Source organism: Corynebacterium pilosum DSM 20521 = CIP 103422, assembly GCF_000373805.1.
Taxonomy (GTDB): Bacteria; Actinomycetota; Actinomycetes; order Mycobacteriales; family Mycobacteriaceae; genus Corynebacterium; species Corynebacterium pilosum.
This window is the reverse complement of sequence record NZ_KB892440.1, coordinates 71,417-93,221: the sequence shown is the minus strand read 5'-3', so window position 1 is coordinate 93,221 and position 21,805 is coordinate 71,417. Positions and strand designations below refer to the sequence as shown.

Here is a 21,805-nt window from a genome sequence, read left to right as displayed (position 1 = left end):
ATTATTCGCTGCCTGAAGCGCGCGATCGTCCGGGAGATCTACCGGGTCATATGCACCAGGCGCAGTACGCCACAGCCCAGGGATCTTCGTCGGGATGAGTTGAAAGAACTGCGTATCGCGAAGCATCTCACCCAGGTGGTTGTAGCGAAGCATTTGGGGTGTGCCCCGGCGAGGATCAGTGACATCGAGACTGGAAAACGTCCGTTGACGGAATTAGCATCGGCCTACGAAAAATTTCTGAAAAGCGCTTGACACAATATAGGAGCATCGCAACCGTTGTATCGAAGAGTATTCAAAAAATGCGACATGTGAGATGGATACTGATGTAATAGAGATGGACCTTAAATGGCCTAAACTCCCCAACAGGCCACTGACAGGACAGTTGACTTCCGCCGGTGACTTCTTCGTCGGGGCCGACGGTAGCCTGTACGGTGCAGGCACTACCGATCAGCTCGAATCTGGCTCTCGTTCTTACTTGGTTAGGTGGCAGGCAATAGAGCCAGGAAACCCAGCAGCCGGGCGTGAAGCAACGGCGGAAGTTTTAGGACAGTTTCCCCGTCCGACGTATGGGATGGGCCGGTTTGGTGACTATATTTTGTCAACACAAACTGGAGGAACCCACGATGATTATGCGAATTCCGGTCTAGTGTGGTCCCGTTTAGTTCAACGGGATGATGGCACCTACGATATTGATGGTTCCCCACTTCCGGCCAAGGTTCGCGGCACTGCCTACGGAGAGGTCGAACCAAATGTCCCACTCTGGGGTGCGACTTCTATATACGATTCCGGCCCATTTCGCGAGATGATTCTGCGGGTCGAAAAGGAAGTACGCGGTGACCGAGTAAATGCTGACGACCAGTTTGAACTTGGGACTTTTTCAACAGGTGGTCTCGCCCCCTCGGGGAGAAACTATCTGAGCCCTCCTGTAAAGGCATCGTCGCCAGCAACGGGTCTTCAAGTCCAAGTTGCGTTTAATTATGTTAAGCCGGGTGAGAAATACACAGTTTTTGAAACTTTTCGCAATGGAAATGGCTCTGCTGACTCAGGCATAAGCGCTGGGTATAAGACAACTCTCAAGTGTGTAGAAGGCCCCACTTGGGATCCGAACGGGAAAGAAGTCCCCACCGAACAACTGTCGGAGATCAATGATAGGGCTGAGCGGACAGCTGATATCACGATTCCAAATGATTCCGAGCTGGAGTTTGTGACCTGTAGATTCGCCAACTCGACGGCACCAGACAAAGCATCTCTAGCGTTGTTCAAAGTTAGTGATGCCGACGGTCGCGGGAACGTAGCACGGTTGGATGGTGCTGAGTTTGCCCTGTACGAGGCTGATGTAGAAAGACCCGATGGTTTTGGCGACAAGGTCGCCGACATCACGCCGAATCCGGAGACCGGCTATTCAGCGGACGGATTGGAATTCGGTCGCGACTATATCCTCGTCGAGACGAAAGCCCCGGCGGGTTATGCGTTATTGACCCAGCCGATTCGTTTCAGGATAGAGCTGGGTGAGAACGGAAACGTTGAACTCAAGCTGCTGGAACAGCCGTCTGAATCTGGGGTCGTACTTGCTGCCGATGATCTGAACGCGCAGCAAGTAGTAGAACCTGGTGATGCGTACGGTGTCTCGATGACGGTCATGAACGTTGAGCAACCTGAATTACCTAAAACGGGTGGCCCAGGTGTGTACTCATTGGTCGTCATGGGCGCATTGATAGTCATATTGGGTGGTTCTGCTGCTCATCCCTCTCGCCGACGTTTCACCCGGGTTTAAGGAGGTGTGATGGGTGGACTTGTCGTCAAGGCAGGCCTCCGCAATGGTGACCGCCCGTAGTTGCATGCGGTCCTGAGCTTCCGAACTATGCTTAGACCGCACTGCCGGACACAGTTATTGAACTGCTCCCCGTTAGTTGGAAACTGGTTTTCTCAGTCCAACTAACGGGGTCTCTGCCTTTGGAGAACACTGGGCACGGAACTGCCTTGAGTCTATTGTGCTCAATCTTTTTTGCCTTGAGTGGAACATTATCAACTTTGGTAGCGTTGGTATTAGTGACAAAGAAAAATAGACGAAAGGAATTGAGCACTCATGAGCTCGTTTAGTCCCACAGCTAAAACACAAGAGGCACTGCAGTCCGCATTGCAGACCGCCTCGGCGAAGGGTAACCCGGATATCCGTCCGGCGCACCTGCTCGCCGCAATTTTAGAACAAGAAGACGGGGTCGCAGCACCAGTCCTTAAAGCGACCGGTGTGGATGCAGAGACCGTCGCAGGAGAAGCCCGCGATTTAGCGGACTCCTACCCGACGGCGTCCGGGGCGAACATGGCTAACCCCAACTTCAACCGAGAGGCACTCAACGCCCTCACCGCCGCCCAAGAACTGGCCGGCGAATTGGGTGACGAATATGTCTCCACTGAGGTGCTGCTAGCCGGGCTGGCGAAGGTCACCTCGGATGCTTCTGAATTATTGACCAAGCGCGGCGCTACTTATGAGGCCATCACGGCCGCTTTCCCCTCAGTGCGTGGCAACCGAAAGGTGACCACGCAGGAGCCGGAGGCAGAATTCCAGGCCTTAGAGAAATACTCTACGGACCTCACTGCGAGGGCCCGCGAGGGCAAGATTGACCCAGTTATCGGGCGCGACTCTGAGATCCGCCGCGTTGTTCAGGTACTCAGCCGCCGCACGAAGAACAACCCCGTGCTTATTGGCGAACCTGGCGTCGGCAAGACGGCGATCGTCGAAGGCTTGGCCCGGCGTATCGTTGCCGGCGACGTTCCAGAATCGCTGAAGGGTAAGACGCTGCTGTCCCTGGACCTGTCCTCCATGGTCGCGGGCGCGAAGTTCCGCGGCGAATTTGAGGAACGCCTCAAGGCAGTTCTGGAGGAGATCAAGGATTCGGACGGCCAGATCATCACGTTTATTGATGAGCTACACACCATCGTCGGCGCCGGCGCGTCCGGCGAGGGCGCAATGGACGCTGGAAACATGATCAAGCCGATGCTTGCCCGCGGTGAACTGCGCCTTGTTGGCGCAACCACCCTGGATGAGTACCGTCAGTACATCGAGAAGGACGCCGCCCTGGAGCGCCGTTTCCAGCAGGTCTACGTCGGTGAGCCCTCGGTGGAGGACACCATCGGCATCCTGCGTGGCCTGAAGGAACGCTACGAAGTGCACCACGGCATCCGGATCCAGGACTCCGCCCTGGTGGCGGCCTCGGAGTTGTCGAACCGTTACATCACCAACCGCTTCCTTCCCGATAAGGCCATTGACTTGGTTGATGAGGCCGGCTCGCGCCTGCGCATGGAGATTGACTCCTCGCCGCAGGAGATCGATGAGCTAGAGCGCGTGGTGCGCCGCCTCGAGATCGAGGAGATCGCCTTAGAGAAGGAGACCGATGAGGCCTCCAAGGAACGCCTCGAGCAGCTACGCCAGGATCTTGCCGACGAGCGCGAGAAACTCTCCCAGCTCCAGGCCCGGTGGGCGAATGAGAAGAGCGCGATCGACAAGGTGCAGGCAGCCCGCGAGGAGCTGGATCAGCTGCGCCAGGAATCGGAGATCGCTGAGCGCGAAGGCGACTACGGGCGCGTCTCCGAGCTGCGCTATGGGCGTATCCCTGAACTTGAGGCGGAGCTTGAGAAGGCCGAGTCGGCCTCTGACGCCGAAGGCCACATGCTGGAAGAAGAAGTCACCCCGGAGACCATCGCGGATGTTGTATCGGCGTGGACGGGTATTCCGGCCGGAAAGATGATGCAGGGCGAAACCGAAAAGCTGCTCAACATGGAATCCGTGCTGGGCAACCGCGTCGTCGGCCAGAAGGAAGCAGTCCAAGCAGTCTCCGATGCGGTACGCCGCTCCCGTGCAGGTGTCGCGGACCCGAACCGTCCGACAGGTTCCTTCCTCTTCCTCGGTCCCACCGGCGTGGGCAAGACCGAGCTAGCGAAGGCACTCGCGGAGTTCCTCTTCGACGATGAGCGCGCCATGGTGCGCATCGACATGTCGGAGTACGGAGAGAAGCACTCCGTGGCCCGTCTCGTCGGTGCCCCTCCGGGATACGTCGGTTATGAGACCGGCGGCCAGCTCACCGAGGCTGTCCGGCGCCGCCCTTACACCCTCGTGCTTTTCGACGAGGTGGAAAAGGCGCACCCGGACGTCTTCGATGTGCTGCTGCAGGTGCTTGACGATGGCCGTCTCACCGACGGGCAGGGTCGCACCGTGGACTTCCGCAACACGGTGATCATCCTCACCTCCAACCTGGGTGCCGGTGGCACCCGCGAGCAGATGATGGACGCCGTCAAGCACACCTTCAAGCCGGAGTTCATCAACCGCCTCGACGATGTGGTGATCTTCGAGCCGCTCTCGCAGGAGCTGCTGCGTGGCATCGTCGATATCCAGATCGGTGACCTGCAGGACCGCCTCGCAGAACGTCGCTTGACCTTGAAGGTCTCGGACTCTGCGAAGTCCTGGTTGGCTGATCGCGGTTATGACCCGGACTACGGTGCGCGTCCGCTGCGTCGCCTCATCCAGCAGGCCATCGGCGATCGCCTGGCCAAGAAGTTGCTGGCCGGTGATGTCGTCGATGGGGACACGGTCCACGTCGATGTTGAGGACGGGGGAGAGGCACTGTCCATCAGCGCCTAAACCCGAAAGATGGCGGCACCGGGCTACGATGGTGGAATGACTTCGCCGACCACGACCATCGTGACCCGGGTGCCCATCCCCGGCATCAATAATGAGGAGCTTGCAGCACATGATCTCGGCGGCGGCCACTTCGTTGTGGCAAGCGTGCCGTTTGTGGATACCACTTTGGCGGTAGGAGACATCGTCGAATGCGTCCGCGTCGGCGGCCAGTACCACGTCAACCAGGTCGTGGTCCGTGGTGGTGCCTCGACGGTGCGCATCCTGCCCAACGGCCCCGATGACATCGCCGGCACCTTGCTGGCCTTCGGATGCCGCGTCGAGATCGGCCCGGGTGGCATGCTCGCCGCCTCGATCGGCGCGGACTGCCCGCAGGAAGGGATCCAGGAGTGGCTTGAATCGCTTGTCGACGAAGGCGTGATCCAAGTAGCTCCTGGGTATACGGCGGGAACAGCTTAAAGCACTTACACTTGGTGCTATGAACGTCTTCATTTCAGCAGACACCCTCAACGATTACATCCGCAACGGCAAGAAGCTGACCATCCTGGCTTCCCTGTGGAGCCCGAAGGAAGGTGGCGCGGCCGCTAAGTTCCAGTCGCACCACATTCCCACCTCCGTTTTCTGCCACGTGGCCTTCTCCCTAGCGGGCCTCCCGGGCTCCGGGGCGGGGCGCAACCCCATGCCACCGGTGGAAAACCTCGAAGAATCCTTCCGCGAGTGGGGCCTGGAGAAGGACCGCCCTGTCGTCGTCTACGACGAAGGCAATAACGTCTATGCGGCACGCGCGTGGTGGACTCTGCGTTGGGCGGGCGTGGAAGACGTGCGCATCCTCGACGGTGGCCTGCGCGAATGGGACCGCCGTGGTTATGACACCATCGCCGGCCCCGGCAACATCGTCGTGGGCTCGGACATGGAGGTCCAGCCGAACACCCTTCCTACCGCGACGATGCAGGACGTACGCGAATTCGACGGCATGCTTCTCGACGCCCGCAATGAGTCCCGCTTCGCTGGCCGCCGCGAGATCCTCGACCTGAAGTCCGGCCACATCCCAGGGGCAGTAAATATCCCTATGCCGGACCTCTTCGACGACCAGATGCGTGTGAAGCCCGAAGACGAGATCCGCGACAAGTTTGCGGAGTTCGGCATCACCCAAAACACCGATCCTGCATCCGTGATTACCTACTCCGGTTCGGGTAACCACTCCTCGTCGTTGCTTGCCGTGATGGCACATGCTGGACTGCCGATCATCACCCACTATGTGGAGGGCTGGTCCCAGTGGGCCGCCAACGTGGAGAACAAGGTCGCCCGCAACATCTAGCCCGCCCGTGTCTGCCCGGCCGAACCGCGCTCAAGGTTATGTTGCGCGGTTCATGCCCCAGGGCGCTTCAGGCACTAGAGTTTCTACTGATGGCATACTTAGCGCTTATTATTGCAGTGCTCGCTCTAATCGGAGCGGGCGTTTTGTTGTACCTAGGCCAAAAGCAGGCCCGGCAGGCCCGGCAGGCTCGGTCTGCTGAGCCTGCCCAGCCTGCCCAGCCGGCCGAGCCTGCTGAGCCGGTGCTTCACGACGAGGGCTCTGTCGAGCCCGAACGCGAACCGGAGCCAGAATTTGAGCCGGCTCCGGAACCCGAACCCGCTCCGGAACCAGAGCTGGAACCTGAGCCAGCTCCAGCGCCCGAACCGGATCCGGAGCCCGCTCCAGAACCCGAGCCAGAGCCTGCTCCCGAGCCCAAGCCCGCACCGCGCCCCATGCGGCGCTCCGGCCTGCAGCTTCCAGGCTCAACGCGCCGTGAACGGCGCGGGTGGGCAGAGCAGCGCGAGTTCGAGTTCCGCCGCAGCGACGAGTACCTGATTGACGAATGGTCCCGCGGGGCAGCCGCCTCGGGCGCGGCTGCAAAAGATATCGTGCAGGGATTCGTCTACGGGCACGAGATGCTGCTCATGGATCTTGGCGGCATCAATACGATGGCCATGCGCACTGGTGTGGTCAGCGATGTGGTCGTCGATATGCGACGCGAGGGATTCCACGCCTCAGCCTCCAGTGACCTGCTCGAAGTCATGAGCATCGAGGGCTTCACCATCTATGCCACGGATGTCGGCCCGGCGGAACGCATGATCGATGACCGCGTGGTCACCGCCCTGGAAAACCTGCCAGAAGCGGTCACCGCCGTGTGGTTCGAAAGCGACTGGGCGCTGGCGCAAACGGAACGCGGCTCCACCCCGGAGGACTGGGACGCGATGCTGGCCCCACTCGGGCTGTTGGCCGATGCAGCACGCGTCCTGCCCCCGCAGACGTGGCAGAAGCTCGAGTTTGAGTACCCCACGCGTGAGATGGGGGAGCCGGTTAGCATCGCCCCGGAGCCTCAGGAGGAAGCCGCGGAGGATATCGTCCCCCATGTGGTGCGGCCGGAGGAGCCATTGGAACTGCCCACGCGCATGACGGGCGCGGTGCGCGGTGTGATGGAACCCCGTTCGCTGGGCGCGGATGAGGTGGAGGCGATCGCCGACGGCCACGACAAGCCCATCCAGAACGACGGCACCCGCGCCACCCGCGAGCAGAAACCCCCAAGCATTTTCGACGACCGCACCGACACCTCCACCGACTAGTATTGATCGCATGGCTGAAACACAGATCGATCACAAGGCGAAGGCCGAACTAGCGGAGCTGGTCAAAGAACTAGCGGTTGTGCATGGGAAGTTGACGCTGTCCTCGGGCAAAGAAGCCGATTACTACGTTGACCTGCGCCGTGCCACGCTGCACCACAAGGCATCGCGCCTGATTGGGCAGCTGCTGCGCGAGCTCACCGCGGACTTGGATTACATCGCCGTCGGCGGCCTGACCTTGGGCGCGGACCCGGTCGCAGCCGCCGTCATGCATGCGGACGGCTCCCCGGTGGATGCCTTCGTCGTACGCAAGGAAGCCAAGAAGCACGGCATGCAGCGCCGCGTGGAGGGCCCGTCGATCGTCGGCAAGCGCGTGCTCGTCGTGGAAGACACAACGACCACGGGCAATTCGCCGCTCACCGCGGTGGAGGCCGTGCGCGAAGAGGGTGCGGAGGTCGTCGCGGTGGCCACTGTGGTGGATCGCGCGACAGGTGCGGACACCGTCCTGGCCGACGCCGGGCTGGAGTACCGCTACCTGCTTGGCCTGGAGGATCTTGGGCTTGCTTAACGACGAGCAGCCCGGCCCCACCGAATGGGGCGAGGGCAGGCATGGTGTGGGACCGTGGGCCGGTGAATGGCCGACAGATCCGCGTTACGACGAAGAACTCTTGCGCGAAGGCGACACCCGGAACGTGGTGGATGCCTACCGGTACTGGACGCGCGAGGCCATTGTGGCGGACATTGATCAGCGCCGGCACCCGCTACACATCGCGATTGAAAACTTCGAAAATGATGCCAATATTGGCACGGTGGTGCGCACCGCGAATGCTTTTGCGGTGGACACGGTACACATCGTCGGCAGGCGGCGGTGGAATCGTCGTGGGGCGATGGTCACCGACCGCTACCAGCACCTAGAGCACCATCCCGATATTGCTGAGCTGGTGCAATGGTGTGTGGAGCGGGACTTGCCGATCGTGGCCATCGACAATACGCCAGGTAGTATCCCGCTGGAAACCGCTTCACTGCCTGAGAAATGTATGCTGGTGTTTGGTCAAGAAGGGCCGGGGGTCACCGCCGAGGCACAGGGGGCCGCGGTGATGACGTGCTCGATTGCCCAGTTCGGGTCAACTCGCTCGATCAACGCTGGTGTCGCTGCCGGGATTGCGATGCATACGTGGATTCGTCAGCATGCGGACCTGAAACATTCGTGGTCCTAAAACATATGGATAGACTGTTCAGTATCCAGCAGCAAGGAGAACCGTGCCAGAGACGTGGGCGCACCGCGCCGATCTAGCTGAAGCAGCCATCACCGAGCGCCATGCCACCCGTTTGTGGGGGATCCCGCGCACCAACCTAGCCATGGTCAGCTGGCCGCCCACCAACAAGGAACGCCTCTTCATCCACTGGCACTACTGGTGGCAGGCACACTACCTGGACTGCCAGGTCGACGCCACGCTGCGCCGCGACACAAAAACCCGCCGCAAGCGCATCGGGCACACCATCCGCGGCATCAAGATCCGCAACCTGGGCAAGCTGAAGAACAACCGCTACTACGACGACAAGGCGTGGATGGCGCTGGCCTTGGACCGGGTCGCGCAGCTGGACAAGTTCAAGCGCGGCAAGCAGCTAGATAGCCTGGAATTCAACCTGCTGGCCGGTATTGATTCCGTGACGGGCGTGTTGCCGTGGCGCAGCGGTGAGACGTTTTTCAACGTGCCCTCCAATGGGCCTTCGGCCATCATGATGGCGCGCACGGGGCGCGTCGACCAAGCCCGCCAGATCGTGGACTGGATCTACGACAATCTGATCGCGGACAACGGCCTTGTCATGGACGGGGTGCGGATGCGCATGCACGGCCCCGAGCTGGTCACAGCGCAGTACACCTACAACCAGGGCGTTCTGTTGGGGGCGTCGCTGGAGATCGTGCTGGCGCTGCGTGAGGCCGCGGGTTTAAGTGGCGACGAGGCGATCGACTCCTACGACGAGGCCGATTCCGCCAGCGATTCCATGCAGTACGTCACCCACATCCGCTCCCTCGTGCAGTCGATTGCGCTGCACATGGCCTCACCACAGTCCGTGATCTTGGGTGGTGGCGACGGCGATGGCGGCCTGTTCAAAGGCATCCTCGCCCGCTACTTGGCCGATATTGCGGTGCGGCTGCCTGCAGATTCCCCAACAAATATCGCCACGCGCAAGGTCGCTCGTCGTTTAGTGCTGGCCAGTGCGGAATCTGTGTGGAACCACCGCCTCGAGGTCGACGGGCTGCCCGTGTTCTCCTCTGACTGGACGAAGGACGCCCGCCTGCCGCACAACTACGGCATGGGCCCGTCCACTGTCAGCGAGGCGATCGGGCTGGTGCGTATCGACGAACGCGACTTGTCCGTGCAACTATCCGGGTGGATGTTGCTCGAAGCCGCCGCACGCGTGGAGGGCCAGAAGTAGGCCACAACTATGGCGTAGGTATCACTTTGCGGATTGGCGGGCATACGTCGCGAAAAGAGGGCATACTGGGGGTGTATCCCAATTTCGCGAAAATGGAGGAAATCAAAGCATATGCCTATCGCAACTCCCGAGGTCTACAACGAAATGCTCGACAGGGCGAAGGCGGGTGGCTATGCCTTCCCAGCCATCAACTGCACCTCGTCTGAGACCATCAATGCTGCGCTGAAGGGCTTCGCTGAGGCGGAGTCGGACGGCATCATCCAGTTCTCCACCGGCGGTGCTGAGTTCGGCTCTGGCTTGGCCGTGAAGAACAAGGTCGCTGGCGCCCAGGCCCTGGCTGCTTTCGCACACGAGGCCGCGAAGCACTACGGCATCAACGTCGCACTGCACACTGACCACTGCCAGAAGGAGGTCTTGGACGAGTACGTGCGTCCTTTGATCCAGATCTCCCAGGAGCGCGTGGACCGCGGCGAGCTGCCGCTGTTCCAGTCCCACATGTGGGATGGATCCGCAGTCCCCATCGACGAGAACCTCGAGATCGCCCAGGAACTGCTGGAAAAGGCACACAAGGCGAACATCATCTTGGAGATTGAGATCGGTGTCGTCGGTGGCGAAGAGGACGGCGTTGAGGCAAAGGCCGGCGCTAACCTCTACACCACCAAGGAAGACTTCGAGAAGACCATCGATGCCATCGGCACCGGCGAGAACGGTCGCTACCTGCTGGCAGCAACCTTCGGCAACGTGCACGGCGTGTACAAGCCAGGCAACGTGAAGCTGAAGCCAGAGGTGCTGAAGATGGGCCAGGAGACCGCAGTGGAGAAGCTGGGTCTTGAGCCAGGCTCGCAGCCATTTGACTTCGTCTTCCACGGCGGCTCCGGCTCCGAGAAGGAGAAGATCGAAGAGGCGCTGTCCTACGGCACCATCAAGATGAACGTGGACACGGACACCCAGTACGCGTTCACCCGCCCGGTTGTCTCCCACATGTTCGAAAACTACGACGGTGTGCTGAAGATCGACGGCGAAGTGGGCAACAAGAAGGTCTATGACCCACGTTCCTACATGAAGAAGGCTGAGCAGTCCATGTCTGAGCGCGTCATCGAGGCATGTAACGACCTGCACTCTTCAGGCAAGACCGTTTCCAAGTAAGGAAGACCCAACGGAAGCACTGAACCGGTCTTCCCGCCCACTGTTGGCGGGGAGGCCGGTTTCTTTCTTGGGTAGCTTTCTGCCAGTACAGTGAGAAGTATGTTTCGTCATAAAGCGTTAGCGGTAGTCGCGGTGGTGGCGGCAGGGGCTGTGGCCCTGCCGTCCTCGGGGGCGCAACCGGACGAACAAGAAGTGGTCCCGGGCTGGAATATCATCGGCGAGGAAGAGTTGGGCGCACTCAAGCCCGCAGCCAAGGCGAATGTGCGCGGACCGCTCACGCCCGGGCAAGCGACGGCCTATGACTTCACTTTTCAGCCCGGCATGCCGAAGGAGGACCGGGGCGGCTGGACCGCGCAGACCTGGGCCACCTTGGTGGTGTGCGAGGACCCGGACGTGCCCTTTGATCGGGCGCCCACAGCCGAGGACATCAGCTGGGCTGGTGGCACTGTCCACCACGTAGAAATAGAACCGGGGCGCACCCCGGGGTGTTGGGTGGCGTTGTTCGGCAGGGCCTGGGACCCGGTGGAGGGGTTGGTGCGCACCAACTCAAACCACCCCCAGTTTAGCGACTTCGGCTTCCCCTTCGTCCCGCGGGAATACGCGTCCCCGGATGAGATTCGCCTGTCCGTCCCGGCGACAGTGAGCGAGCGTGCCACTTCTTTTGAGGCGGAGGCGTCGATTGAGGTCGGGCGGGTCGTCGACCGCGCACTGGACACCACCCACGAGAAATTTGTGATGACGGGCGGAGATAACGGTGCCGGGCTGTGCAACTATTCCGTGACCTCGCAGAAGGAGATGAAAGACCCGGGCATGTCGGGGGCATGGGGCTATCAACTGCAGTTTGATACCAGCGAAGTCGAGGCGCCTGCGGCCTGGGCAGAACAGGGGCGCACATGGCGTGACCTGGGCCGGGCAGCCCGGGCCGTGACCACGGTGACCACACCCGGCGGTGAACAAGAACAACGCGCGGCCACCTCGAAACAGTTGGAGCCTTCCCTGACCAATCCAACGGGTGGGCACGTACCGACGAGGCGGATGCTTGTTGATCAACTCTTCCCGCTAAGCAGCGACTTCTCTTCGGACCTGTGGGTGGGCCCGCACGACAGGATCGACGTGTCGATTGACTACACGGCCCCGTGCCTTCCCGAAATAGAGGTCGGCGATGACGTCCCGATTCTCGGTGCCTCCGAGCAGGAGTTGTACCAGCTGACACTGTCCGTGTCGCGGCCGCCTGAAATCGCGACGGCTAAGGCCACCATTGATGCTGATATAAGGTAGTGCACCGAGATGGCAAAACAACGTATGAGCACGCGCGACCGCCTCAAAGCGGTCGACCAATCACTGCAGTCCCGGGTGTTGCGGCTGCGGAAAAGATTTTTCCCCATCCTGCAATCGGCACTCGCCGCCGGCTTAGCGTACTGGGTGGCCAGCGAGGTTGTTGGCCACCACCTGCCCTTCTTCGCCCCAATTTCCGTCATTATCGTGCTGGGCTTTTCGGGCGGCGACCGCATCCAGCGCGCCCTCGAGATGTCCTTTGGCTGCGTGCTGGGCGTGCTGGTCGGCGACCTCCTGTTCGGCAGCTTGGGGGCTGGCGGATGGCAGATCGCGGTGGCGGTCGCCGGAAGTTTGTTGATCGCGTCCTTCCTCAGCGGCTCAGTGCTGGTGAACAACCAGGTGGCCATCGGCTCCATTTTGATTGCGACGATCATGACACCGGAGTCCGCCACCTCGGGCATCGACCGCACGATCGATGCCATCATCGGCTCATCGATTGGTTTGCTCACGATCGCGCTGCTGCCGTCTTCGCCGCTGGTCTCTGCGCGCCACGAACTCTCCAAACTGTTGGGGATCGCCTCATCGGTGCTTGACGACGTGGCCGAAGGCCTACGCAAAAAAGACCCCGAGCTGATCGAGGGCGCCCTGCAAGCCATCCGCGGCACCCAGAGTGACGTCGACGCGATGCTCAAAGCCACCCGCTCAGGGTCGGAGTCCGCCCAAATTTCCCCGTTCCTGTGGAGTTCTCGTCGATACGTGCGGTCCTTGAGGCGCACCGTCGTGCCGGTGGACAACGTGGTGCGCAACGTGCGGGTGCTTGCGCGGCGGGCCCTCGTGCTGGTCCAAGATGAGGACCAGGTAAGCGAACGCCAGCTGGAAATCATCGATGCACTTGCCAAGTACACCCTTGACCTGTCCGAAGTCTATGAGGTAGGCACGGACGTCAACCAGGCCACCGAGATCCCGATCCTGGTCAACCAGCTGCGCAAGCTGGGCGCGGAGGCGTCGATGGATGTGGTCGACGAGGACACGGTGCTTAGCGGCTACGTGGTGCTGGCCCAGTCGCGCTCGATCATCGTCGACTTGCTGCAGATTTGCGGAATGTCGCGGGCGTCCGCGGTCGCTGTGCTTTCGCCGACCTCGGACACGCCCGCCTACCCGCCGGAGCTCTGGGACGACTAGCTAGCGGGTCTCTTCCGCCTCGATGCGCTCCTTCGCCACGTCTTCGCTGACGGTGGCCGTGTCGCGCACGATCTCCTTGCAAAGGGTGACGCGCTCAACCGGCACGATCTCCTTCTCGATTTTCACGCGCTCCTCGTAGATGACCAGCGAGGCTGACTCCTCGTCGACACGATCCTCTCCGCCACCGGAGCTTGCGTCGCCGGAGCCTGCGACGGCGTCGTCGGTGATGGGTTCGCGCTCAATGCGGTATTCCTCGCGTCGCACGGGAACCTCGATGGTCTGCGTTTCCTCTACGACGTACTTGCGCAGTACAACGCGCTCCGCCGGGCGGCGTCGCTTGCTCACATTCAGGCGTTCCTCTGAACGGATCAGTGCTGCGTCGGCAGGGGCGTGTGCTTCTCGACGATCGCCCGTCCCCGCCGCAACCTCTGCCGCGGGTTCTGCAAGCCCGTAGTAGCGCAGGTAGGCCTCCTTCTCGTCGACGGACAGCGCGGTCGGGTCCTGCACGTTGGGCGCGTCCTGGATGCGCTCCTTAGCAAACGGCAGGTGGATCTCGCCTTCGCGGAGGGAATGGCCGGTCAGTGGGACCAATGAGCTGCCCGTGCCGAACAGCCCGGTGTTCACCTCGATGAAATCGGGGCGGCCGGTGGCGTCATTGATGAACACGTCGCTGACGGAGCCGATCTTGTCGCCGTTGGCGTCGTAGGCGGTGGCGTTGCTCAGGTCGGTGATCTGTTGCTCGCGGGGAGTGTCTGCGGAATTCACTGGGGTGCTCCTTTAATGGGGTGGGGATTAGGCCTGGGGTTGCCAGCGGCGCAGGCGGATGCCGTCGTCGTTCTGCGCGGCGTTGTCGTCGTTAAGCTCGGCGGGCTCGCCGGTGGTGTAGGTGGTGCGGTCCTGCACGGCGTCGAGGCCGTAGTGGCGGTAGAACGCGTCCTGCTCCTCGGTGGTGAGGTAGCCGCTGGTGTCCAACAAGGGGGCGTCTTCGATCCGGTCGCGCTCGAAGGCCAGGTGTAGTTCCCCGTCGCGTAGCGTGTGGCCGCGCAGGGGGACGATGGAATCGACCAGGCCGGACATGCTGGTGTTGACTGCCACGAAGTTAGGCTGGCCGGTGCGTTCGTTCACGTAGATCTCGTTGATGGCGCCGATCTTGTCGCCAGTGGAGTCATAGGCAATGGCGTTGGCGAGGTCGTCGATGGGGAATGAGTCTGTCATGGGGGCGGTCCTTTCTACTGTCGGCCTACTGTCGGTAGGGATAAAAAACCCACCGCTGCGGTGACCCGAAGCGGTGGGATGCGTCAGGCCTAAGGCGTGACTGGTTTATTTATCGTCTGCCTTGGTGTCCGCCTCGCCGATCGCCTCAATGCGTTCGCGGTCTGCGTCGGCGTGGCTATCGTCAAGGTCCGTGCCGCCGAGGCCACGCTTCGCGCCGGTGCGTGCCTGCGCCGGGCGGGCCTCCTGGTCGCGGGTCAGCTCTTCCAAGGTGTTCAGGTTGTAGTGGCGGTAGAGGCTATCGCGGTCAGTCGCGGAGAGGTGGCCGCTCTCGCCGAATTCCGGCGCGTCCTTAATACGGTCCTTCTCGAACGCGAGGTGCAGTTCACCGTCGCGCAGGGTGTGGCCGCGCAGCGGGACCAGGGAGCTCTTGCGCCCGAACAGTCCGTGGTGGACGTCGACGAAGTCAGGTTCGCCGTCGCGGTCATTGATGAAGACGTCGTTGACGGAGCCTAGCTTGTCACCGTCGGCGTCGAATGCCGTGGCATTGAGCAGATCATTTGTCTTTTGAGAGTCGGTCATAATTTCTCCTTCATAAGTAGGGGGTGAGCCCCACCTTAGCGATTTTCCCGGCAACACTGCCGGCCCACACCACCCACAACCTGGGTATAGCAGGGGAAACCCCCGGGGAGGCTGGATGGTAGCCAGGCCCGGGGGTACTTCTTCAAGCCAGAGGGGCTTAGCGACGATCGCGCTTGTTTGCGTTGTCGACGCCGTCAGCCTCGATGCGTTCCTTAGCAACATCTTCGCTCACGGTCTCGGTGTCGCGCACGGTTTCCTTATCCAGGGAGACCTTCTCTACTGGGACGGATTCCTTGGAGACGTTAACCTTCTCCTCGTGCAGGGTGAGGGAAGCCTCATCGTTGCCCAGATCCTGGCCGCGCAGGTTAGCTGCCTCGGCTTCGGAGATTGGCTCACGCTCAACGCGGACCTCTTCGCGCTCGACTGGGACCTCAACGGTCTCGGTGTCGTGCTCGACGTACTTGCGCAGGGAGACGCGGCCGGTTGCCTGGCGCTCCTTGTCGACGTTCAGGCGCTCCTCGGAGCGGACCATGGTTGCGTCGTCGCCAGCGGTACCAGCGGTGCCAGCTGCAGCGCCTGCAGCAGCGTTGCGCTCTTCTGCTGCGTGGCGGCCAGCGTTTTCGTTTGCGACGCCGTAGCGTGCGGTGTTCTCAACGTTCTCAAGGCCGTAGTGGCGGTAGAAAGCGTCCTGGTCCTCGTTGGTCAGGTGACCGTTCTCGCCGAGCTCAGGTGCGTCCTTGATGCGGTCCTTGGAGAATGCGAGGTGCAGTTCGCCGTCGCGCAGGGTGTGGCCACGCAGTGGGACGATGGAGTCGTTCATGTTGAACAGGCCGTGGTTAACATCGACGAAGTCTGGCTGGCCGGTTGCGTCGTTGATGTAGACATCCTTGACAGAGCCGAGCTTGTCACCGTCGTTGTCGTAAGCGGTAGCCTTTGCAAGGTCTTCAATGCGGTAGGTCTGGTTAGGGTTCGTCATGTTCTAACTCCTTGTAATGATTGATGAATAAATTCTCTCTCCGCCACTGTGTTGCAGTGCCACTGTCGCTGTGCGTTCTGACTGCGTGGCGGAACACCATCAACGATAAGGAAAATCCGGTCACCCGTGCCGGGACCAGAGATTAAATCCAACGCTCGTCCAAGAAATTCGCTGCAAAAATCCCCAACTTCCGTTATCATTGCGCGCGAATTGCCCGAACAGTCCCTGTGACCTGCAGTGTTGTGCCATATAAGAAAGACGTAATGGACGGGGGAACCGTAGGGTTAGCTGTGAACCCGCTGGATCAAAATGTAGAAAAAAGGGCTTATGTGATGTGGGTCACTTTATTTGCTTTTCGTAAAAATCCGAGTAGTGGGTGTCGTCGGAAGCGACTTTAAGGGCGAACCGCTTGCATGTCACGCAGGTGCCGATAGAACGTCACACGCTTCACCGGCCGCGGGTGCGGCACCCCATCGATCGTGATCAAAATATCAAGGCCCCCGGACTGCACCGCACGCCCCGTCAGCATGCGTGAACCATCCACACGATTTTTCGCTACCGCCTGATTCCGCGTCCGCCAGCGCAGCCCAGGCGTGGTCGACCAGGCCTGCAGCTGCTGCGGATCGCGTGACGACGAACGCCCCTGACTTTCCCGCGGAGTCACCAAAGGGGCAGCAACGATGCCAGGCGCATCAGTCATCGGCACCAACCGCGCACCGAATTGTCCGAAGAACTTCGCAGAATCGCCATCATCCTCGCGGTGGATAAGAACGTCCGAATCCACCACAATCTCACCGATATATTCGCCAACCCCACCGGCGGCCGGGCCCTCGTCGTCAAGCGAAAAACGCGTCAACGTCGCAGAGCCAGCGACGACAGTGGAGGTGTCAGTGCGGATCGTGGGTACAGGCCGGACGTTGCCGCGCAGCGCGGTATCCCACGCGTTATCGCTGGTGAGGCCCCAGTTGATGGCGGCGGGGGAGGAGAAGTCGGTGGGGATATAGGCGATCTGCATCCACATGTAGTCGGCGCGCATCATGCGGGTAAGAACGGCTGAGAGAGCGGCGTCGCTGCCGTGGACGATGACGCGCACAGGGTTCTCAATGGGCTGCGGCGCCGGTTGCGGGGTACCCATGTGGGCCACATCGGGTTGCGCGGCAATCTCATCCAGTGAGGGCGTGGGATCATGGGGCAGGACTTCGTCGGCAAGCGAATCAAGGAAGCTTAAGTCCTTGCGCGACGGGACTTCTGGCAGCTGAACCACGTCCATATTCTCTGCACCCGTGGGGTGCGTGTGGCCGGCGGGCACGCAGGAAAGCAAGATCAGGCGCATGTCGGTAGATCCTAGCCTGCCTAGTACAATAAGCCCGGCATGAGTTCATCGAATGATCGGAAGTGATCACCATGGCTGCGATTGTCATCGTAGGCGCCCAGTGGGGCGACGAAGGCAAGGGCAAAGCGACCGATATCCTGGGCGGATTGGTCGACTACGTTGTTAAACCCAACGGCGGCAACAACGCCGGGCACACCGTCGTTGTAGGCGGTGAGAAATACGAACTGAAGCTGCTTCCCGCCGGAGTGCTCTCCGAAAACGCCACCCCAATCCTGGGCAATGGCGTGGTGATCAACCTTGAGGCGCTATTCGAGGAAATCGACGGACTGGAAGCCCGCGGCGCCGATGCCTCCCGCCTGCGCATTTCCGCCAACGCGCACCTCGTCGCGCCCTACCACCAGACCCTCGACCGGGTGCAGGAACGCTTCCTGGGCAAGCGGGCCATCGGCACCACAGGCCGCGGCATCGGCCCCACCTACGCTGACAAGGTAGGGCGCGTGGGTCTGCGCGTGCAGGACATTTTCGACGAATCCATCCTGCGCCAGAAGATCGAATCCGCACTGGACGTGAAAAACCAGATGCTGGTGAAGATGTACAACCGCAAGGCCATCGACCCAGAAGAGATGGTGCAATATTTCCTGGGCTACGCGGACCGCCTCAAGCCCATGGTCATCGATTCTGAGTACGTCCTGAACAAGGCCCTCGACGAGGGCAAGCACGTGCTGATGGAAGGCGGCCAGGCCACCATGCTGGACGTCGACCACGGCACCTACCCCTTTGTTACTTCTTCGAACCCGACCGCGGGTGGCGCGTGCGTGGGCGCGGGCATCGGCCCGACCAAGATCACCGCAACTTTGGGCATCATTAAGGCCTACACCACGCGCGTGGGTGCTGGACCGTTCCCCACCGAGCTTTTCGATAAGTGGGGCGAGTACCTGCAGACCACCGGTGGCGAGGTCGGCGTGAACACTGGGCGCAAGCGCCGCTGCGGCTGGTACGACGCCGTGATCGCCCGCTACGCCGCGCGCGTCAACGGCTTCACCGATTACTTCCTGACCAAGCTGGACGTGCTCACCGGCATCGGCGAGATCCCTATCTGCGTGGCCTACGACGTGGACGGGAAGCGTTTCGACGAGATGCCACTGACCCAGACCGACTTCCACCACGCTGAGCCGATTTTCGAAACCATGCCGGCATGGGACGAGGACATCACTGGGTGCCGCACCTTCGAGGAGCTGCCACAGAAGGCCCAGGACTACGTGCTGCGTTTGGAAGAGTTGTCCGGTGCCCCGATGAGCTATATCGGTGTGGGGCCTGGCCGCGACCAGACCATCGTGCGCCACGACGTGATGGATCGCTAAGTTTCTCTTAGGTGCGATGCATCTTTTTCGCTGAAAGCTGTACTATCATCTGGAAATTGCCTGCGTTTTTAAGGAAGCGGTGAATATAACCGCCATTCCTGTTAAGGTTTTCTTGATATGTGATATGTGCACAGCGAAAGGTAGAGAACCGTGATTCCCTCCACTCCACGTCGTCGCCGGAGAAGAACTGTGGCAACGGCCGCACTTGCCTTTTCTTTGGCTTTTAGTGCAGGGACCGTAGTCCCGGATTCCCCACTAGGCGGTAGCCTCCCCGCCGCGCAGGCGCAGACGCGATCCGCCGGCACTCCTCAGGACACCGCCATCAAGGCGGACTTGATTGCGGAGAACCCTGAGATCGCTTCAGAGTTTGACTTAAGCGCAGACGAATTTAAAAACATGGTCTCTGGCACCGCCCGCCAGAGCGACCAGATCAACGTAGCTGTTCCAGAGGGCACCCCGATCTACCTGCGTTACCAGAAGACCAATGGCTCCTGGTCGGACTACTACGTCACGAAAACACACAGCCGACTGGGCCAGCAGGGTGTGTACGCGTTTGATATGTCCGAGACTGACTTCGACGTGAGCAAGCACTCCGTTGAGCTCTCCCTGGGCCAGGGCAGTAAAACCGAGATCCTCGAGACCTCGATGAAGTACGGCGCGTTAGAGATGAACCACCGAACGAACTCGATTTCGCGCGTAGGCATCAAAGCGTCCAAGACGGGCGAGAGTGCTCACGGGCGGGACGCGGGAATCCGCATTGCGCCCCCTAATCTTCAAGAAGCACGCACCGTGGCCGTCAGCCAGACCTACACCGCGAAGCGGACCCACACGTACGTCCGCATGTGCAATTTCAGGGTTTCTCAACCCCAGGACGACGGCACCACCGACCACATCGAGGTCCCAGGCGTCGTCGAAACGCCTAAGGACGAGGAGCGGTGGGTCGGCGGCTACGAGGATGTGGCCGGCCCAGCAGGTGCGCCCATTTACGTAGACGCGCCGCTTTTCGACGATGCGACCACCGATGTCGTCGAAAAGAATGAAGCGCCACAGCGGACGGAGTTCAAAGAGGCTGGAAACACCCTCCCCGAGGGGTCGACCGTGAAGGTGGACAGGAAGACCGGTGCGATGGAGATCGTCACCGATCCAGAGACCGCGCCGGGCAATTACACCGTCGACGTCAAGTTCATCTTCACCGATGGCACTGAGCAGACCGAGACCGTTAATATCACCGTCAAACCCGCCGATATGGGTCTGGGCGAGGAGATTGCTGAGCTCATTGATTCCCGCCCGGACGATACCCCGCAGGTCGACAGGGAAAAGTGCGTGCAGAGCGTGGTCAACTACGGCCTTCCGCTGCTGGCTCTGATCCCGCTGGGCTTAGCGACCCAGATCAACATCCCCGGCCTGAAGACGCTGGTGGATGAGATCGATGCCTGGTTCATCGCCAACAACAACAAGCTGCAGATGGACCTCGGCATCTTCGACCGCGAGGCAGCCGATTATGCGCTGCGCTTCAACGCGAAGCTGCGCGAAGTGGCCCCCTACGCAGCTGATGCGGCGATCGGCGTCACGATGGTCGCGATGGGCGTACTCGCCGGCACCATGATCTACGATGCCTGCACCCCAGACGACCCACTGCAGGCCACCTCTTCGCTGCAGGGCTCTTCAGGAAACACCTACGGGTCAGAAGGAATTCAGCGCAACGAGACTCCAGCTGGTTCCTCCTCGCAGGAGTAATCGTCGTTAAGCGATACGAAACACACAGACGCCGCTTGAACCCGCGTACAACGGGGGCCGGGCGGCGTCATCGTTTATCTATGGGATAATGCGGGATATGCGCAATTCACCACTTGGTACACCTATGACCGAGAACGCCACAAAAGTTCTGCTTCTGGGCAGCGGCGAGATCGGCAAGGAACTCACCCTGGCTTTTCAGAGGCTTGGCCTGGAGGTGCATGCCGTCGACCGCTACGAGCACGCGCCGGCGCACCAGTCAGCGCACTTCTCCTACCTCGCCGATGTCTGCGACCCGCACCAGGTGGACACGCTGATCGAGAAGATCCAGCCGGACTTCATCGTCCCGGAGATCGAAACCGTCGCGACCGAGGCGCTGCGCCGCGCCGAGGAAGACGGCCACACCGTGGTCGTGCCTTCCGCCAAGGCCTGTGAGCTGACGGTCTCGCGCGAGGGGATTCGCCGGGTCGCGGTAGAAGAGCTGGGCTTGCCGACGACCGCCTATCGCTTTGCGGCCAGCGTGGAAGAGGCGGAAGACGCAGCTGAGGAACTCGGGTTCCCATGCATCGTGAAACCGGCGGTCTCTACCTCCGGGCAGGGCCACACGCTGGTCCAAAGCCCAGACGAGATCGCGCGCGCCTGGCACGACGCATATGAGCCAGACTCCATCGACCCGCAAGTGGTGGTGGAACGCTTCGTCGATTTTGACTATGAGGTGACGATCCTCGCGGTACGCTCCATCGACCCCAACACCGGCGAGCTAGCCACCTGGTTCTGCGAACCAGTGGGCAGACGCTATTCCCACGGCCGGCTGGTGGAATTCTGGCAGCCCGCACCAATGAGCGAAGGTGCGATGGATAACGCGCGCTCCATGGCGGCACGCATCACCAACGCCATGGGCGGGCGAGGCGTCTACGGTGTGGAGCTATTTGTCGCAGGTGACGACGTATATTTTTCGTCGGTAAGCCCGCGCCCACACGACACCGGCGCACTCACGACGGCCACCCAGCGCTTCTCCGAATTTGATCTCCACGCGCGCGCCATCATGGGCCTGCCCATCGACGTCACCCTGATCTCGCCGGGGGCGGGGAGGTTCGTGCACGCTCTGGAAGACACGGACACCGTGAGCTACCGGGGTGTGGCCGATGCGCTGGAGATCCCAGAGACGAACGTCCGCTTCTTCGGCAAGCCGACCGGCTACCGCGGCCGGCGCATGGGCATCGTGGTCTCTACTGCCGACACGATCGAGCAGGCCCGCGAAAGGGCGGAAGCGGCTGACCGCGCGATCACGGTCGGGCCTTGATTTCCCTTACGTAAGCTGGTTG

Annotated in this window: 20 protein-coding genes; 15 read left to right on the top strand and 5 right to left on the bottom strand. The window is 61.2% G+C overall.

All coding sequences use genetic code 11. The annotated features are described in order from the left end of the window. The 12 genes from B097_RS0103030 to B097_RS0102975 all read left to right on the top strand — a co-directional run. The coding region (locus B097_RS0103030; protein ID WP_026254263.1) for a helix-turn-helix domain-containing protein at positions 1-252 on the top strand (252 nt) is incomplete at its 5' end. A 61-nt stretch (positions 253-313) separates the two neighbouring features. Beyond that, a complete protein-coding gene (locus tag B097_RS0103025; RefSeq protein ID WP_018581068.1) occupies positions 314-1,774 on the top strand; it encodes a SpaA isopeptide-forming pilin-related protein in 1,461 nt (486 codons plus the stop codon). Positions 1,775-2,086: 312 nt separating this feature from the next. After that, the gene (gene clpB / locus B097_RS0103020) at positions 2,087-4,636 is read left to right on the top strand and encodes an ATP-dependent chaperone ClpB (RefSeq protein ID WP_018581067.1); all 2,550 of its coding nucleotides are present in this window, start codon (positions 2,087-2,089) and stop codon (positions 4,634-4,636) included. A gap of 36 nt (positions 4,637-4,672) precedes the next feature. Continuing rightward, positions 4,673-5,092, top strand: a complete 420-nt coding sequence (locus tag B097_RS0103015; protein ID WP_018581066.1) for a DUF4265 domain-containing protein — start codon at positions 4,673-4,675, stop codon at positions 5,090-5,092. 19 nt (positions 5,093-5,111) lie between these two features. Continuing rightward, positions 5,112-5,951: a sulfurtransferase gene (locus tag B097_RS0103010; RefSeq protein WP_018581065.1), complete on the top strand. Its 840-nt coding sequence runs from the start codon at positions 5,112-5,114 to the stop codon at positions 5,949-5,951. Between the two features lie 89 nt (positions 5,952-6,040). After that, positions 6,041-7,240, top strand: coding sequence for a type III secretion system chaperone family protein (locus tag B097_RS0103005; RefSeq protein ID WP_018581064.1), 1,200 nt, complete (start codon positions 6,041-6,043; stop codon positions 7,238-7,240). Between the two features lie 10 nt (positions 7,241-7,250). Continuing rightward, complete coding sequence (gene pyrE / locus B097_RS0103000) at positions 7,251-7,805, top strand: orotate phosphoribosyltransferase (RefSeq protein WP_018581063.1); 555 nt, start codon at positions 7,251-7,253, stop codon at positions 7,803-7,805. Further along, positions 7,798-8,454 (top strand): TrmH family RNA methyltransferase, encoded by a 657-nt coding sequence (locus B097_RS0102995; RefSeq protein WP_018581062.1) that lies wholly within the window; start codon positions 7,798-7,800, stop codon positions 8,452-8,454. Before pyrE ends, B097_RS0102995 begins: the two co-directional genes overlap by 8 nt. Before the next feature lie 43 nt (positions 8,455-8,497). Continuing rightward, positions 8,498-9,679 (top strand): glycoside hydrolase family 76 protein, encoded by a 1,182-nt coding sequence (locus B097_RS0102990; protein WP_018581061.1) that lies wholly within the window; start codon positions 8,498-8,500, stop codon positions 9,677-9,679. 111 nt (positions 9,680-9,790) lie between these two features. Further along, complete coding sequence (gene fbaA, locus B097_RS0102985) at positions 9,791-10,825, top strand: class II fructose-bisphosphate aldolase (protein WP_018581060.1); 1,035 nt, start codon at positions 9,791-9,793, stop codon at positions 10,823-10,825. Between the two features lie 99 nt (positions 10,826-10,924). Continuing rightward, the gene (locus tag B097_RS0102980; protein ID WP_018581059.1) at positions 10,925-12,103 is read left to right on the top strand and encodes a hypothetical protein; all 1,179 of its coding nucleotides are present in this window, start codon (positions 10,925-10,927) and stop codon (positions 12,101-12,103) included. A gap of 9 nt (positions 12,104-12,112) precedes the next feature. Next, positions 12,113-13,282: an FUSC family protein gene (locus tag B097_RS0102975; protein ID WP_026254262.1), complete on the top strand. Its 1,170-nt coding sequence runs from the start codon at positions 12,113-12,115 to the stop codon at positions 13,280-13,282. Here B097_RS0102975 and B097_RS0102970 read toward each other — a convergent pair whose 3' ends face one another. From B097_RS0102970 to B097_RS0102950, 5 genes are all read right to left on the bottom strand, one after another. Then, positions 13,283-14,047, bottom strand: coding sequence for a PRC and DUF2382 domain-containing protein (locus B097_RS0102970; protein ID WP_018581057.1), 765 nt, complete (start codon positions 14,045-14,047; stop codon positions 13,283-13,285). It lies immediately after the preceding gene. A 27-nt stretch (positions 14,048-14,074) separates the two neighbouring features. Next, positions 14,075-14,497: a PRC-barrel domain-containing protein gene (locus B097_RS12375; protein WP_018581056.1), complete on the bottom strand. Its 423-nt coding sequence runs from the start codon at positions 14,495-14,497 to the stop codon at positions 14,075-14,077. A 105-nt stretch (positions 14,498-14,602) separates the two neighbouring features. Then, on the bottom strand, positions 14,603-15,076 hold the full coding sequence (locus tag B097_RS12370; protein WP_018581055.1) for a PRC-barrel domain-containing protein: 474 nt from the start codon (positions 15,074-15,076) through the stop codon (positions 14,603-14,605). A gap of 157 nt (positions 15,077-15,233) precedes the next feature. After that, on the bottom strand, positions 15,234-16,052 hold the full coding sequence (locus B097_RS0102955) for a DUF2382 domain-containing protein (RefSeq protein ID WP_018581054.1): 819 nt from the start codon (positions 16,050-16,052) through the stop codon (positions 15,234-15,236). Between the two features lie 394 nt (positions 16,053-16,446). After that, positions 16,447-17,385: a hypothetical protein gene (locus B097_RS0102950; protein ID WP_018581053.1), complete on the bottom strand. Its 939-nt coding sequence runs from the start codon at positions 17,383-17,385 to the stop codon at positions 16,447-16,449. 71 nt (positions 17,386-17,456) lie between these two features. Between B097_RS0102950 and B097_RS0102945 the strand changes: the two genes are divergently transcribed. The 3 genes from B097_RS0102945 (at position 17,457) to purT (ending at position 21,783) form a co-directional block, all read left to right on the top strand. Continuing rightward, positions 17,457-18,746, top strand: coding sequence for an adenylosuccinate synthase (locus tag B097_RS0102945; RefSeq protein WP_026254261.1), 1,290 nt, complete (start codon positions 17,457-17,459; stop codon positions 18,744-18,746). A gap of 150 nt (positions 18,747-18,896) precedes the next feature. Next, positions 18,897-20,483 carry a YPDG domain-containing protein gene (locus B097_RS0102940; RefSeq protein ID WP_147287077.1) on the top strand — a complete coding sequence of 529 codons (1,587 nt, stop codon included), beginning with the start codon at positions 18,897-18,899 and terminating at the stop codon, positions 20,481-20,483. A 97-nt stretch (positions 20,484-20,580) separates the two neighbouring features. After that, entirely contained in the window at positions 20,581-21,783 is a 1,203-nt protein-coding gene (gene purT, locus B097_RS0102935; RefSeq protein WP_115324625.1) for a formate-dependent phosphoribosylglycinamide formyltransferase, read from the top strand. Positions 21,784-21,805: the final 22 nt, after the last annotated feature.

What these genes read in the sequence shown, in the direction of transcription:
- B097_RS0103025 (WP_018581068.1), top strand. Translation starts at nt 314, where the DNA reads ATGGATACTGATGTAATAGAGATGGACCTTAAATGGCCTAAACTCCCC.
- clpB (WP_018581067.1), top strand. Translation starts at nt 2,087, where the DNA reads ATGAGCTCGTTTAGTCCCACAGCTAAAACACAAGAGGCACTGCAGTCC.
- B097_RS0103015 (WP_018581066.1), top strand. Translation starts at nt 4,673, where the DNA reads ATGACTTCGCCGACCACGACCATCGTGACCCGGGTGCCCATCCCCGGC.
- B097_RS0103010 (WP_018581065.1), top strand. Translation starts at nt 5,112, where the DNA reads ATGAACGTCTTCATTTCAGCAGACACCCTCAACGATTACATCCGCAAC.
- B097_RS0103005 (WP_018581064.1), top strand. Translation starts at nt 6,041, where the DNA reads ATGGCATACTTAGCGCTTATTATTGCAGTGCTCGCTCTAATCGGAGCG.
- pyrE (WP_018581063.1), top strand. Translation starts at nt 7,251, where the DNA reads ATGGCTGAAACACAGATCGATCACAAGGCGAAGGCCGAACTAGCGGAG.
- fbaA (WP_018581060.1), top strand. Translation starts at nt 9,791, where the DNA reads ATGCCTATCGCAACTCCCGAGGTCTACAACGAAATGCTCGACAGGGCG.
- B097_RS0102980 (WP_018581059.1), top strand. Translation starts at nt 10,925, where the DNA reads ATGTTTCGTCATAAAGCGTTAGCGGTAGTCGCGGTGGTGGCGGCAGGG.
- B097_RS0102975 (WP_026254262.1), top strand. Translation starts at nt 12,113, where the DNA reads ATGGCAAAACAACGTATGAGCACGCGCGACCGCCTCAAAGCGGTCGAC.
- B097_RS12375 (WP_018581056.1), bottom strand. Translation starts at nt 14,497, where the DNA reads ATGACAGACTCATTCCCCATCGACGACCTCGCCAACGCCATTGCCTAT.
- B097_RS12370 (WP_018581055.1), bottom strand. Translation starts at nt 15,076, where the DNA reads ATGACCGACTCTCAAAAGACAAATGATCTGCTCAATGCCACGGCATTC.
- B097_RS0102955 (WP_018581054.1), bottom strand. Translation starts at nt 16,052, where the DNA reads ATGACGAACCCTAACCAGACCTACCGCATTGAAGACCTTGCAAAGGCT.
- B097_RS0102950 (WP_018581053.1), bottom strand. Translation starts at nt 17,385, where the DNA reads ATGCGCCTGATCTTGCTTTCCTGCGTGCCCGCCGGCCACACGCACCCC.
- B097_RS0102945 (WP_026254261.1), top strand. Translation starts at nt 17,457, where the DNA reads ATGGCTGCGATTGTCATCGTAGGCGCCCAGTGGGGCGACGAAGGCAAG.
- purT (WP_115324625.1), top strand. Translation starts at nt 20,581, where the DNA reads ATGCGCAATTCACCACTTGGTACACCTATGACCGAGAACGCCACAAAA.